Source organism: Agrobacterium sp. 22-223-1 (genome assembly GCF_053522385.1).
The window spans coordinates 270,327-284,425 of record NZ_JBNWCN010000003.1 but is presented as its reverse complement, the minus strand read 5'-3'; the positions used below and the strand labels follow the sequence as shown (position 1 = coordinate 284,425).

Below are 14,099 nucleotides of genomic sequence, written 5' to 3'. Positions count from 1 at the left end.
CTCATAACGACAGCGTCACTCAGCTTTCTTTGCGACTGCATAGCATCCCCGCTCCGTCACCCCGGACTAGATCCGGGGTCCAGTGCGATCAAGTCCTTGATCGCGGAAGATTCCTTTCACGGCGCAGACGCGCCGTGGCTGGATGCCGGATCTAGTCCGGCATGACGGAAAAGAGACATCAAATCTCATCACATACAAAAAAGGCCCGCAGTTGCGGGCCTTTTGTTTTTCACGTCAGCGACTGATCAAGCAGCTTTGCAGGCCTGAACCGCACCCGGCAGCTTGCTCCAGTCGGCATACCAGCTGTTGAACAGCTTGAACTGCGCCTCGACATAACCGCGCTGGCTGTCCGTCAGGGCATCGGTTTCGTTGAAGTGCAACGTGTATTCCTTGTCGCCCTTCAGCACCATCATGTGCTTGAAATAGAGAACCAGATCCGGCCCTTCATCGAAGGACGAGAGAACGGCGAGCGCCTGTTCCAGCTCCAGCGCGCGGGCGCGGGCATCGGCATCGCCCTTGGCGGCGGCCTGCGACAGCTTGCAGAGGTGGATGACTTCCTTCGGCAGGACATTGCCGATACCGGTGATGGCGCCGGTGGCGCCGCAATTGACGAAGCCGTGGAAGACGGCGGTATCGACGCCGATCATCAGGGTGACGTCGTCATCGCGGCTGGTGATGTTTTCAGCGGCGTAACGCATATCGGCCGGGCCGCCGAATTCCTTGAAGCCGACGAGGTTCTTGTGCTCGGCGCGCAGCGCGAAAAAGAGATCGGCGCGGGTGGCGAAGCCGTAATAGGGGCTGTTGTAGATGACGGCCGGGATTTCCGGGGCAGCCGAGAGGATGGCCTTGAAGTGGGCCTTCTGGGCGGCGATGACCGAACCGCGCGACAGGACGCGCGGAATGACCATCAGGCCCTTGGCGCCAACCTTCTGGGCGTGAGCGGCATGGGCAACGGCAGAGGCCGTGTTGACCGCGCCGGTGCCGACGATGACCGGAATGCCGGCTTTCACCAGGCGCTCCACGCCTTCCATGCGCTGCTCGTCCGTCAGGAGCGGCCAGTCGCCCATGGAGCCACAATAAACGACGGCCGACATGCCATCGGCAATCAGTTCCTTGCCCTTGCGAACAAGCGCATCGAAATCAGGGGTGCGATCATCCTTGCAGGGGGTCATCAAGGCGGGAATCACGCCGGAAAAAATGCTGGCCGTCATTTCAAGCTCCTAAGGGACATGTTTTTCGGGAATGGACGCACCTCCGCGCCACCCTTTCGACAAGGACATTACAATCTTGTATTTTATTTGTCGACAAGAAATCGACAAGCTACAGATTTATTTCCAGACGCTCGTTTCGCACCAGCAGTTTCTGCACCTGCCGCACGATCTGCTCGGCGTGCTCACGGGCCAGTTTCTCGGAAAGAACGGTATCACGCGCAGCGATAGCCGCGATGATCTCATCATGATCGTCGACGAAACGCTTCGGCAAACGATCGTCATAGGACTGGTAATAAAGCCGGAGGATGCGTCGTCCCTCGTCCAGCAGCCGCTTGAACAGGCTGGTAAAATAGGGATTGCGCCCGGCCTCGGCGATGGAAAGATGCAGGGCGGCATTGGTGGAAATCATCGCCAGCGCATCCTGCTCCTCCACCGCAATGGCGAATTCCGCATTATGGGCGCGGATTCCGGCCAGATCCTCCGGACGGTGATATTGCGCGGCAAGCTGCGTCGTTACCCGATACATCAACACCAGCGCATCGAAATAGGTGTGCATGTTGAGGAAATCGATATTCGACACCATGGTCGAACGGTTCGGCAACGTATCGATCAGCCCCTCGCCCGAAAGCCGCACCAGCGCCTCGCGGATCGGCGTGCGCGACATCTTGAACCTTTCGGCAAGTTGCACCTCATCGATGGGGCTGCCCGGCGGCAGAACCAGATCGAGAATCTCGTCGCGCAGCAGATCATAGACCATCTTCACGCCGGAGCCGCGCTTTCGCTCGGCAGAAGCAATTATATCCGTCATTATCACATCCCTCTTGTCGACATAAAGAGTACTATTATATTTTTTCGCGATCAACGCCGCGCAGCGCCGCAGCATCTTCGAATGGCGGAATAATTGTTCAAAAACAACAAAAAGCCGTCGCGAAAATTGCCCGCGACGGCTTTTGAACGTTCAGTTTGTGGCGTGGACGCTGTTTTTAGGGTATCGCCAACTCAAGAAGGCGATTTAATCAGGACCGCGCTCCTCAAGCCAGCATCAATTGCGCAGGCCGGTGGCAACGACCGAAATCTTGAAAGCGCCGTCTAGCGTTGGGTCGAAAGAAGCGCCCATCACCACATCGGTTTCTTCGCTGACCGCCTCGCGCACCAGCGTCATTGCCTCATCGATCTCGTAAAGCGTCAGATCGTTGCCACCGGAAATGGAAACCAATGCGCCGCGCGCTTCCTTCAGCGACGGTTCGCCGAGCAGCGGGTTGGCAATGGCTGCGGCCGCCGCTTCCGAGGCGCGCTTTTCACCCTTGGCCTGCGCCGTGCCCATCAGCGCCCGGCCGCCATTCTTCATGACATAGCGCACATCGGCGAAATCGAGATTGACCAGGCCTTCGCGCAGGATGAGATCGGTGATGCAGCGCACGCCAAGCGACAGAACCTTGTCGGCCGTCTTCAGCGCATTTTCGAAGGTCGTGCCGGCATCGGCAATGCGCAGCAGGTTCTGGTTGGGGATGACGATGACGGTATCTGCCGTGTTGAGCAGGTTGGCGAAGCCATATTCGGCAGCCCGCATGCGGCGCGCGCCTTCGAAACTGAAGGGAAGCGTCACGACACCGACGGTGAGGATGTTCTTCGCCCGGCAGGCTTCGGCGATGACGGGGGCAGCGCCCGTGCCGGTGCCGCCGCCCATACCGGCGGTGATGAAACACATGTCGTAGCCGCTCAGGTGATCCATGATCTCGTCAAGTGAATCGATCGCTGCCTGCCGGCCAACCTCGGGATCGGCGCCTGCGCCAAGCCCACCGGTCAGCTCGGAGCTGAGCTGCACGAGCCGCGGCGCGTTGGTCTTCTTCAGCGCCTGCGCATCCGTATTGGCGGCGATGAAATCGACGCCGCCGATGCCCTCGGCAATCATGTTGTTGATCGCGTTGCCGCCACCGCCACCGACGCCGACGACGGCGATATTGGGCGTGTTGCGGGCAATGGTGGCGCGCGGAGACTGGGTCATCGTCTTATTCTCTTTCTAAACTCATAGGGTCCCGCGCCGTTCTTTGACTGCGGCACGCGAATGATCGGCAAGGTTCCAGCGCTTCCTCCCCGATGGGGAAAAGAGGCTGTAACGCTTTGAATTTTCATGCCGGCCTTTCACCCCATAATGGCGAAAGAACGGTGTTCCAGGGGGCGAAAGATGCTCCACGGCGACGTTCTCCGACCCCTTCCCCGGATGAAAACCGAACCGAATCAACTGCTTCGCTCTTGTAAGGTGATAGCCGAAAAGGCACACCGTTTACACTCCATTCACTATGTTTATCTCACTTTGGAACGAGTTGCGCCGAGAAGTGTTTGCATGCCGACCGCGCTGGAGCGGCGGGAAATAAAACGGAACCGGTCCCGCCGCTCCGGGTTTAGTTGAAGCCTCGGATGATCCGCAACCGCGATTCAGTTTTCAATCCGTTGCTCTGAAACACAGAATGGAGGCAGGCATATGTTGGCAGACGTCTTGCAAAACGAACCGGGTTTCCGCACGGAACAGCCGCGTGTGCTGATCGTGGAAGACGAATTCCTCATCGCCATGGATATAGAGGATTCCATTTTGCAGGCGGAAGAAGAGGCTGATGTCATCGGTATCGCCAACCGGCTGGAAGACGCCGTGGCGCTTGGCAGCCGAGCCGATATCGCCTTCGTCGACGTCAACCTTGCCGACGGACAGACCGGCCCGGAGATCGGACGGCGGCTTTCCCAAGATCATGGCGTGGTGGTGATCTTCATGACGGCAAACCCCGAAGTCGTCGTCAATCTCGGCATCGGCGCCGGCGTGATCGCCAAACCCGTGCCGCAGGATGCCGTGGAGCAGTGCCTCGCCTATGCCCTTGCCAAACGTGCAGGCGCCCACGCCGTGACGCCCATCGGCATGATGGCTTTCGACTGAGATATTTCCTGAAGACAAGGGCAAGTTTCTGAAAACAAAAAAGCCTGCCGCGGGAGGAGGTGCGGGCAGGCTTTTTGAAAAGATGAACAGCGATATGGGAGGAGGAAAACCGCTGTCCCCGGGGCAATCCTTTGGGAGGAGGAGTAGGATCACCCGCTTTACCAAAAGGATGTGGGAGGAGGTACATCCCTTTCGATGATTGGAAGATAGCATTTTTCTGCGTATTTGACAGGCATAAGCTTGCAGTACAGATATGCATTCAATGCATGGCGATATTCATCGCCTGACGTCGAGAAAACCCCGCCCTTCGGCTGGCACTTCGACATCGCCGGATTATCTGGCGGATATTCGCGGCAGAAGCATCCCATATCCCCAAAACAAAAACGCCCGCTGAGCGGGCGTTTGTGCATTCAAAAGAGGCGATATCGCCTTGATTACCTGCCAACGGCGGCGCGGGCGACGCTGGTGATCTGGCTACGATCGATACCGAGATCGTGCAGTTCACGGGTGCTCATACGGCCGAGTTCGTTGATGGTCTGACGATATTTGCGCCAGTTATTGAAGCTGCGTGCTACGTTCATGACATTACCCTTTCTGAGGTTTAGGTGACGTCAGTAACGTTTTTCGTTCCGGCGTCCTTTGATGCCCCCTATATGCGCTTTTCGATGACGAATTAACAGGCAGAATAAGGCAATCCACCCATGCGCCAGACGCAAGGGTTCCCCATGACGCTTTGCGACGAAAAAGAAACGTGACTAAAATTCAGACGGTTCGCCGGGCCTAGAACCGCCCCCCGCCGCTCAGAACTTGTAGCGGACGCCGAATACGTTGGCGTTTGTGGCGCCTTTCATATTGCCCAGTGTTTTGCCACCGCCGGAACGGTGGTGAAGACGCCAGAAGAATTCCGTCGAAGAATCCTCGCTGAAGGACACGTTGATTTCCGGTCCCAGATAAAACAGGACATTCGCGTTGCCGTTGTCCTTGATTTCCTGTTCCCGCTCGCGGCCACGCTGCGCATCCGTGACGAGGCTGAGGCCGGCGGTAAAGCTCGGCGTGATGAACAGCCGCTCTCCGAGCCTGATCTGCTCGTAACGTGCAACCGGACCCGCCCAGACTTCACCGGTAAAGCCCTTGCCAAATCTGGCGGCGACGCCGATTTCGCCGCCGAGTTTCACGTTGCCGATGTGGTAGGGGTAGAACTGATAGCCGCCGCCCAGAATGGCATTGCGCTCATATTCCACCGGAATGAGGGCTGCACTTTTCAGCATGTCCTCTTTCGTCAGGACGCCGCCGAAACCGAATATCGCTTCGCTCGTCTCCGACGTCATATCTTCTGACGCAAGAGATGACGTTGCCGCCAGTGCAATCATGGCTGCCAGTGACAGACGTGCTGCAATATTCATTTTGCTACTCCTGAACAAAGCCCGCTTACCCAGCCGTCCTCATAGGCATATTCACGGAACGCGAACATACCGTTACCGAACACAATTAATTCAACTTGCGCGGAAACAGGCGGAATCAGCGCAGGAAACGTCTGAAACGGCGAAGCGCGAAAACGAAAAGCGCGGAGCCTATGGCCAGCAGCGCCAACAATTGCGGCCAGACCACATCCAGCCCCGCCCCCCTGAAAAGCACCGATTGCGCCAGTATGACGAAATGGGTGTTGGGTGCGAGAAGCATGATGTACTGGATGATATCAGGCATGCTTTCACGCGGCGTCATGGCACCGGAGAGCACCTGCAACGGCAGCAGGAACAGGATCAGCAGCATGCCGAATTGCGGCATGGAGCCTGCAACGGTCGCAAGGAAGATACCCATCGACGTCATGGCGAAGAGCTGTAACGCCGTTCCGAGCAGGAAGAGCAAGAGCGAGCCTTCGATTGGGATGGCGAGCAGGCCCCTGACGACGACAAACAGCGAAAAAGCAGACGCCACCAGCACGACAAGCCCCATGGACCAGACCTTGCTGAGCATGATTTCCAGCGGCGTGACCGGCATGACCAGCAGATGCTCGACCGTGCCATGCTCGCGCTCGCGAATGAGCGCGGCCCCCGTCAGCACGATCGACAGCATGGTGATGGCGGTGATGATGTTGTTGATCGACCCGAACCACGACTTGTCGAGCTCCGGGTTGAAACGGGAGCGTAGCGTCAGATCCACCGGCACCGACGTCGCACCGCGATAACGGTTGATATATTCCTGAACTTCGCTCGTTACGATGCTCTGCACATAACCTCCGCCGCTGAAAGCCTGGCTCATGCGGGTTGCGTCGATATTGAGCTGGATGGCCGGCTGTTGCCCGGCCATCAGCCGGCGCTGGAAATCCGGCGGGATGTTGAGCGCGAATGTATCGAGGCCCGCATCCATGCGCTTGTCCATTTCCGCAATTGAAATCTGCTTCGGCGGAGAGAAATAGGGCGGATAAAAAGCCGTGCTGATGCGGCCTGAAAGCGGCGACTGATCCTCGTCGACGATGGCGATAGCGGCATTGTTCAGCGTCTCCGGCAGCGCACTGGAGCCGGTGTAAATCTGCAGCGTGAAGGCGTAGACGATGAGCAACAGCAACATGCCGTCGCGCGCAAGGCCGCGCAGTTCCTTGATGCCGAGCTGGAAGATGTTGGACGAAAACAGCTTCATGACGCCTGTTTCCTCAAAAGGGCGGCGCCGGCAATGAGAAGCAGCGGAATGGCAATGAGAAGCGGCAGGAACGAGCCGGAGAGCCCGGCGAAATCCAGCCCCTTGGAGAAGGTGCCGCGCGAAATGGTCATGAAATAGGTGGCGGGATAAATGTTGCCGATAAAGGCGCCCGCCCCCTGCAGAGACGAAACGGGATCGATCATGCCCGAATATTGCGTTGCCGGAATGAGCGTCAGCAGGGCCGTGCCGAAGATCGCCGCGATCTGGCTCTTCATGAAGGACGACATGAGAAGGCCGATGGAGGTGGCGATGATGACATAGAGCAGCGCTCCCGTCGCATAGGCGAGATAACTTCCAGTGAAGGGCACCTGAAAGATGAAGATGGCGAAGGCCGTCAGAAGCAGGAAATTGAGCATGCCGAGGGCGACATAAGGAAGCTGCTTGCCGATCAGGAACTCCAGCCGCGTGGTCGGCGTCACGTATAGATTGACGATGGAGCCAAGCTCCTTTTCCCTGACGACGCTGAGCGCCGCCAGCATGGCGGGAATGAGCATGAGCAGCAGCGGAATGACCGCCGGCACCATGGCGACGAGGCTCTTGACGTCCGGATTGTATCGATAGCGCGTTTCGATGCTGAAACTGCTTTGCGTGGCCGCGCTGCCGTAAATCTCGGCGGCCTTGCGCGCCAGCCATGTCTGGTGCATGCCCTGCACGTAACCGCGAACGGTCTCCGCCCGCTGCGGCATGGCGCCGTCGATCCAGGCGCCCACCTCCACCGTCTTGCCGCGCAACACGTCGCGGCCGAAACCGGGGGGAATTTCAATGGCAAGGCTCAGTTCCCCGTCACGCATCCGCCGGTCCATATCGGCATAATCGCGGATCGGTTCCTTCTCGATGAAATAACGCGAGCCGGCAATGTCGAGCACGTAATCGCGGCTGATGGTGGAATCGTCACGGTCCAGCACCGCGAAGGTCAGGTCCTCGACATCGAGATTGATGCCGTATCCGATGACGAACATCAGGATGACACTGCCGAGCACCGCCAGCGTGCCGCGAATGGGATCCCGCTGCAACTCCAGCGCCTCACGGCGTGTATAGCTGGACATGCGCCTGAAATCGAAAAACCTCTTACGATTGGGTGCAGCATGTTGCGTCGCCGGAACCTGCGCTGCCGCGACAGGAGCGGCGGCAGGCGCCACCTTTTTCACGCCCGAAGCATCCTCGAGATAGGCGACGAAAGCCTCTTCGAGCGTTGCCGCATTGCGGCTCTTGGTAATCGCGTCAGGCGTATCGCTGATCAGTACCTTGCCGGCATGCATCAGCGAAATCCGGTCGCAGCGCTCCGCCTCGTTCATGAAATGGGTGGAGATGAAGATGGTGACATTGTCGTTGCGGGAGAGATCGGCAAGGATTTGCCAGAACCCGTCCCGCGCCACCGGGTCGACGCCGGAGGTCGGCTCGTCGAGGATGAGAATGTCGGGCGAATGGATCATCGCCACCGCCAGCGACAGCCTCTGCCGGATGCCGAGCGGCAGGTCATCCGGCAGTGTCTCCATGACCGCACCGAGATCGAAACGCTCGGCCATTTCGGCGATACGCGGCTGAATGGTTTCTTCCGGCAGCTTGAACAGGCGGGCGTGAAGATCGAGGTTCTGCCGCACCGTCAGTTCGGAATAGAGCGAGAATGCCTGGCTCATGTAGCCGACGCGGTGACGGATCGCCATGTCGCTGGCATCCACCCTGTGCCCGAAAAGCTTCGCCTCGCCTTCGCTGGCGGCCAGAAGCCCCGTCAGCATTTTCATGGTGGTGGATTTTCCGCAACCGTTCGAGCCGAGAAAGCCGAAAATCTCGCCACGCGGAATCTTGAAGCTGACATTGTCGACGGCGGTGAAATCGCCGAAACGCATGCTGAGATGCGACGCCTCGATGGCATAATCGCCCTCACCCGCCACCTTGCGCGGCGCGATATGGACTTCGTGGTAGCCTTCGCGCTTTTCTTCGGGCAGGAGCGCGATGAAGGCGGCATCGAGATTGGGTGCGGAGGTGCGCTCGAGAAGTTCGGCAGGCGAGCCGGTGGCGAGTATTTTGCCGCCATCCATGGCGACCAGCCAGTCGAAACCGGCGGCCTCTTCCATATAGGCCGTGGCGACGATAACGCTCATGCCCGGACGCCCGGCCCGGATGGAATCGATCAGTTCCCAGAATTGCCGCCGCGACAGCGGATCGACGCCGGTGGTCGGCTCATCAAGAATGAGCAGGTCGGGATCGTGGATCAGCGCGCAGCAGAGCCCCAGCTTCTGCTTCATGCCGCCGGAAAGTTTCATGGCGGGGCGGTCGGCGAAGGGCTCGAGGCCGGTACTTTTCAGCAGCTCGGCAATGCGCGCCTGCCGCTCCCTGCCGCCCTGCCCGAACAGCCTGCCGAAGAAATCGATATTTTCGAAGACGGACAGGGTGGGATAGAGGTTTTTGCCGAGACCCTGAGGCATATAGGCGATACGCGGGCAGGTATCCTCGCGGTGGCGCGGATCGGACATGTCGCCGCCCAGAACCTCCACCTTGCCTTTCTGGATGGCGCGCGCGCCGGAGACGAGCGACAACAGGCTCGATTTGCCCACACCGTCCGGCCCGATAAGCCCGATCATCCGCCCGGCGGGGATCTCGACCGATATGTCGGCCAGCGCAATGGTGCTTCCGAAGGTCAAGCGCACATCGGCCAATCGCGCAACCGGTGCTTGCCTGTCATTCGTTGCGGGGGGCGCGACCATGGTGGCCACCCTCACTTGACGAGATTGCGTTCGAGGTTTTCCGGCCAGGCGGCCTGCGGATCAAGCCGGACATAGGCCATGCCGGGCAGCCCGGTTTTGACATATTGGATATATTTCTGCAGCAGCTCCTGCGGGATTTGCGCCCTCACCCGGAATGTCAGCTTCTGGCGTTCTTCTTCGGTTTCGACCGTTTTCGGTGTGAACTGCGCGACATCGGCGACGAAGGAAACCTTGGCGGGGATGGTATATTGCGGGGCGGAATCCAATATCAGGCGCACATCCGAGCCCATGGACGTGCGGCCGGCCTCGGCCGTCGGCAGGAAGAACGTCATATAGACATCGCCGAGATCGACCAGGTTCAGAACCCGTCCACCGGCGGACAGCACCTCACCGGGCTGGGCGATCCGATATTGCACGCGGCCGTCGCGGGGCGATTTCAGCGTCGCATCGGCGATATCCGTCTCGATGCTTTCAATATCGGCCTGCGCGGCATCCACCGCCGCCTCGGCATCGACGATCTGCGCCTTGGCGGCGTTGATTGCGGCATCGGAGGCGGCAAGCGAGGCCTCGGCGGAAGCGAGCGTGGCGCGGGCGGACTGCTCGGCGGCCTCACTGTCATCGACAATCTGCTGCGAGACGGCGTTGCCGGTCAGCAGCTGTTTCGAGCGCGCATAGGTCTTGGAGGCGGAATCGAGCTGGGCCTTGCGCTGTTCCACCACCGCCAGCGCCGAGGTCTTTTCCGCCTCCCGCTGGGCGACAAGGCTGTGGGCCGTATCGATTGCTATTTTCGCACGGCGAAACTGTGCTTCCGCCTGACGTTTCCTCGCCTCCAGTTGCGCCGTATCCATCTGGGCAAGCACCTGCCCGGCCTTCACGAAATCGCCTTCACGCACCATGATGTCCTGAAGGCGACCGGCGGTTTTGGTGGAAATGTCGATCTCGACGGCCTCGATACGGCCGTTACTGGCTACGAAACCGGCGGGAAGTCCCTCACCCTTCAGCTTTGACCAGGAGAAATAGGCGACACCGGCAATAACCAGAATCACCAGACCAACGAGCAAGCCTTTTTTAGACATCCGTCTTCCCCATGAACCCTTCGAATTTCAACCCTAATACGATGAAACCGAAGAAGCCAGCCACCTTTGCGTTTAGTATTCGCACCCGACATTTCTCCTGTTGAGGGAGTGGGCCGGGGTATCGGCTGTTTAGGTGAGGGTCAGTTTTGCGGCTTTGACACAAGTCAAGTGCATGAGAGGTTTCGGGCAAAGGCTGGAAACGCCATGGGAACCATGCGCCGAAAGTGATGGGCAGCATGACATTCCCTCCGTCATGCTCGGGCCTGTCCCGAGCATCTGCTACCTATCAATTTTCGCTACGTGTTTGGATCCTCGGGACAGGCCCGAGGATGACGTCGAATATGGAGAGAGGCGCGTGTCGGTGAACTCGGCCGCAGACGAAACTCCCGCGACTTCCAATTACCGCACCCCCCGCATTCACACCGCCCGCGCCCGCTTCACCTCCACCTGCGTCCATTCCGGCAACCAGTCGCGATGGGCCAGCAGCAGATCGTCCACCAGCGACCATATCTGGTCGAGATCCAGTTCCGCCGCCGTGTGCGGGTCCATCATCGCGGCGTGGAAGATGTGCTCGCGGTTTTCGCTCATCAGCGCCCGCACCGTCAGTTCCTGCACATTGATGTTGGTGCGCATCAGCGCGGTGAGCTGCGGCGGCAACTCGCCGATATAGGTGGGCTGCACGCCGTTATGATCGACCAGGCAGGGCACTTCCGCCGCGCAATCCGATGGCAACGAGGTGATGCAGCCATTGTTGCGCTGGTTGCCGTAAATAACCGAAGGTTCGCCGGTCCAGACCGAGTTGATGATGGAGGAGGCATATTCCTTCGATTGCTTGACCTCGATCTTCTCGGCCGAACGATAGGCCGCCGCCTGCCCCTTCCAGCGCTCGATCTGCTCGATGCAGCGCTTGGGATATTCATCGAGCGGAATACCGAATTTCTCGATCAAATCCTCGCGCCCTTCCTTGATGAAATAGGGCGTATATTCGGCGAAATGCTCGGAGCTTTCGGTGACGAAATAACCGAGCCGCGTCAGCATCTCGTAACGCACCTTGTTGGGGCAGCGCGGGTTCCAGCCGGGTTTTGGCGCACGGCCTTCGCGGTAGCCGCGCACGAGGTCGGGATAAAGGTTCTTGTAGCTGCCATCCGGCTGGCGGTGTTCGAACTCCAGGAAGAACGCCATGTGGTTGATGCCGGCCGAACGGTAGCGGATTTCCTCGTAAGGAATATCGAGATCGTGGGCGAGTTCCATGGCCGTGCCCTGCACGGAATGGCAAAGGCCGACCTGCCGGATCGTCGGATATTTCTCCGCAATCGCCCAGGTGTTGATCGCCATGGGGTTCACATATTGCAGCATGATGGCGTTGGGGCAGACGGCCAGCATGTCCTCGCAGATCTTCCACAGATGCGGCACGGTGCGGAGGCCGCGCATGATGCCGCCGACGCCAAGCGTATCGGCAATGGTCTGGCGCAGGCCGTATTTACGCGGCACCTCGAAATCGGTGACCGTGCAGGGCTCATAACCGCCGATCTGGAAGGCCACGACAACGAAATCCGCACCGGCAAGCGCCTTTTTCTGGTCCGTATAGGTCTCGGCTTTCGCCTTCGCCCCCAATGTCGAAATCAGCTTGTTGACGACGATGGCGCTTTCTTCCAGCCTCTCGCGATTGATATCCATCAGCGCGATGGTGGCCCCCGAAAGGGCCGGACGCTGCAGTACGTCGCCGATGATGTTCTTCATGAACACCGTGGAGCCTGCGCCGATGAATGTGATCTTGGGATCTCTTGCCATATCTACCTCCAGCATTGGGAATTCAAGCGATTTCGAAGGCGGCCCGCACAAGCCGCTGAGTATATTCGGTTTTCGGATTGGTCAGCACATCCTCGACAGGCCCTTGCTCGACGATCTGCCCGCGCTGCATGACGATGACGCGGTGGCAGAGCGCGCGGACCACTTTCAGATCGTGCGAGATGAACAGATAGCTCAGGCCCCGCTCATCCTGCAGCTTGCGCAGGAGATCGATGATCTGCGCCTGCACGGAAAGATCGAGCGCCGAGGTCGGCTCATCGAGCAGGATGAATTCCGGCTCCAGCGCCACCGCACGGGCAATGGCGATGCGCTGGCGCTGGCCGCCGGAGAATTCATGCGGAAAACGCGAGAGGATATTGCCCGGCATGCCCGCCGCTTCCAGTGCATCACGCACCCGGTCTAGCCTCTCGGCCTTGGTTTTCCCAAGGTCGTTGATGATGAGGCCTTCCTCGATGATCTGGCCGATGGTCATGCGCGGATTGAGCGAGGCGAAGGGATCCTGAAAGACGATCTGCATACGCGAACGCAGGGGCCGCATTTCAGCGCGGGAGCGGCCATCCACCCTCTCCCCGTCAAAGATCACCTCCCCGGCAACCGGCTCGTTCAGCCGCAGCAGGGATTGGCCGAAGGTCGTCTTGCCGGAACCAGATTCACCGACAAGCCCCAACGTCTCGTGCCGATTGAGGGTGAGGCCCAGACTGTCGACGGCGATCAGTTCCTTCAGTTCGGGTTTAAACAGCCCGCCGTAACGCATCATGAAAGAGACCCGCACGCCGCTTGCCGTCAGCAGCACGCCGGAATTTTCCGGCAGCGGCTTTGCCGTGCCATGCGGTTCGGAGGCAAGCAGCTTTTTCGTATAGGGGTGCTGCGGCGCTTCGAAGAGCTTTTCCGTGGTGTTATGCTCACGCATCTCGCCATGCTGCATGACATAAACATAATCGGAAAACTGCTTCACGATCGTCAGGTCATGGGTGATGAGAACCACGGCCATGCCGCGCTTCTTCTGAAGATCGCGGATGAGGTTGAGGATCTGCGCCTGCACCGTCACATCTAGCGCGGTGGTCGGCTCGTCGGCAATCAGCACATCCGGATCGTTGGAAAGCGCCATGGCAATCATCACACGCTGCCGCTGGCCGCCGGACAGCTGGTGCGGATATTGCTTCAGCCGCGCTTCCGGCTCCGGTATCTGCACCTGCCGCAGAAGATCGAGCGCCCTCGCCTCGGCCTCTTTCCGGCTGAGTTTCGAATGAACGCGGATCGCCTCGACGATCTGGCTGCCGATCGTATAGATCGGGTTCAGCGAACTCATCGGCTCCTGAAAGATCATCGAGATGCGGTTGCCCCGCAGCGCCCGCCGCTGGCGGCTGGAAAATTTCAGAATGTCGTCGCCGTTGAAACGCACGGTCGCGGATTTCGCAACGGACGCCCGCTTCGTCAAAAGCCCCATGATCGTGCGGGCCGTGACGGATTTTCCCGAACCGGATTCGCCGACGATGGCAATCGTCTCGCCGCGATAAAGCTGGAAGGAAATGTCCTTCACCGCCTCCACCGTGCCGTGCTCCACTTTGAAGGTCACGGCAATGTTGCGGGCATCGATGATGGCGGCGTCGTTTCGGTCATCGGCATCGAAGCGGATGGCGGGCGCGTACGTGTTGTTCTGTGCAGCAGCAACCAT

11 protein-coding genes are annotated in these 14,099 nt (G+C 59.3%); 1 reads left to right on the top strand and 10 read right to left on the bottom strand.

Features of this window, described 5'->3' with window-relative positions; genetic code table 11:
• Positions 1-245: 245 nt before the first annotated feature.
• The 3 genes from ACQZ60_RS16675 to ftsZ form a co-directional block, all read right to left on the bottom strand.
• Complete coding sequence (locus tag ACQZ60_RS16675; RefSeq protein WP_003521712.1) at positions 246-1,211, bottom strand: dihydrodipicolinate synthase family protein; 966 nt, start codon at positions 1,209-1,211, stop codon at positions 246-248.
• Positions 1,212-1,320: 109 nt separating this feature from the next.
• The gene (locus ACQZ60_RS16670; RefSeq protein WP_031234148.1) at positions 1,321-2,019 is read right to left on the bottom strand and encodes a GntR family transcriptional regulator; all 699 of its coding nucleotides are present in this window, start codon (positions 2,017-2,019) and stop codon (positions 1,321-1,323) included.
• A 234-nt stretch (positions 2,020-2,253) separates the two neighbouring features.
• Complete coding sequence (gene ftsZ / locus ACQZ60_RS16665) at positions 2,254-3,216, bottom strand: cell division protein FtsZ (RefSeq protein WP_003521714.1); 963 nt, start codon at positions 3,214-3,216, stop codon at positions 2,254-2,256.
• A gap of 477 nt (positions 3,217-3,693) precedes the next feature.
• Between ftsZ and ACQZ60_RS16660 the strand changes: the two genes are divergently transcribed.
• Positions 3,694-4,137 (top strand): response regulator, encoded by a 444-nt coding sequence (locus ACQZ60_RS16660; RefSeq protein WP_065657684.1) that lies wholly within the window; start codon positions 3,694-3,696, stop codon positions 4,135-4,137.
• Between the two features lie 434 nt (positions 4,138-4,571).
• Here the strand turns inward: ACQZ60_RS16660 and ACQZ60_RS16655 are convergent, their stop codons facing one another.
• From ACQZ60_RS16655 to ACQZ60_RS16625, 7 genes are all read right to left on the bottom strand, one after another.
• A complete protein-coding gene (locus tag ACQZ60_RS16655) occupies positions 4,572-4,718 on the bottom strand; it encodes a DUF1127 domain-containing protein (protein WP_003521716.1) in 147 nt (48 codons plus the stop codon).
• A gap of 219 nt (positions 4,719-4,937) precedes the next feature.
• Entirely contained in the window at positions 4,938-5,540 is a 603-nt protein-coding gene (locus tag ACQZ60_RS16650; RefSeq protein ID WP_448735664.1) for a hypothetical protein, read from the bottom strand.
• Positions 5,541-5,655: 115 nt separating this feature from the next.
• Positions 5,656-6,774, bottom strand: a complete 1,119-nt coding sequence (locus ACQZ60_RS16645) for an ABC transporter permease (protein WP_059756311.1) — start codon at positions 6,772-6,774, stop codon at positions 5,656-5,658.
• On the bottom strand, positions 6,771-9,539 hold the full coding sequence (rbbA, locus tag ACQZ60_RS16640; protein ID WP_448735663.1) for a ribosome-associated ATPase/putative transporter RbbA: 2,769 nt from the start codon (positions 9,537-9,539) through the stop codon (positions 6,771-6,773). Before rbbA ends, ACQZ60_RS16645 begins: the two co-directional genes overlap by 4 nt.
• 11 nt (positions 9,540-9,550) lie before the next feature.
• On the bottom strand, positions 9,551-10,615 hold the full coding sequence (locus tag ACQZ60_RS16635) for an HlyD family secretion protein (RefSeq protein WP_448735662.1): 1,065 nt from the start codon (positions 10,613-10,615) through the stop codon (positions 9,551-9,553).
• A 417-nt stretch (positions 10,616-11,032) separates the two neighbouring features.
• Positions 11,033-12,406 (bottom strand): alpha-glucosidase/alpha-galactosidase, encoded by a 1,374-nt coding sequence (gene melA, locus ACQZ60_RS16630; RefSeq protein WP_080853436.1) that lies wholly within the window; start codon positions 12,404-12,406, stop codon positions 11,033-11,035.
• A gap of 22 nt (positions 12,407-12,428) precedes the next feature.
• Positions 12,429-14,099 (bottom strand): ABC transporter ATP-binding protein, encoded by a 1,671-nt coding sequence (locus ACQZ60_RS16625; RefSeq protein ID WP_448735661.1) that lies wholly within the window; start codon positions 14,097-14,099, stop codon positions 12,429-12,431.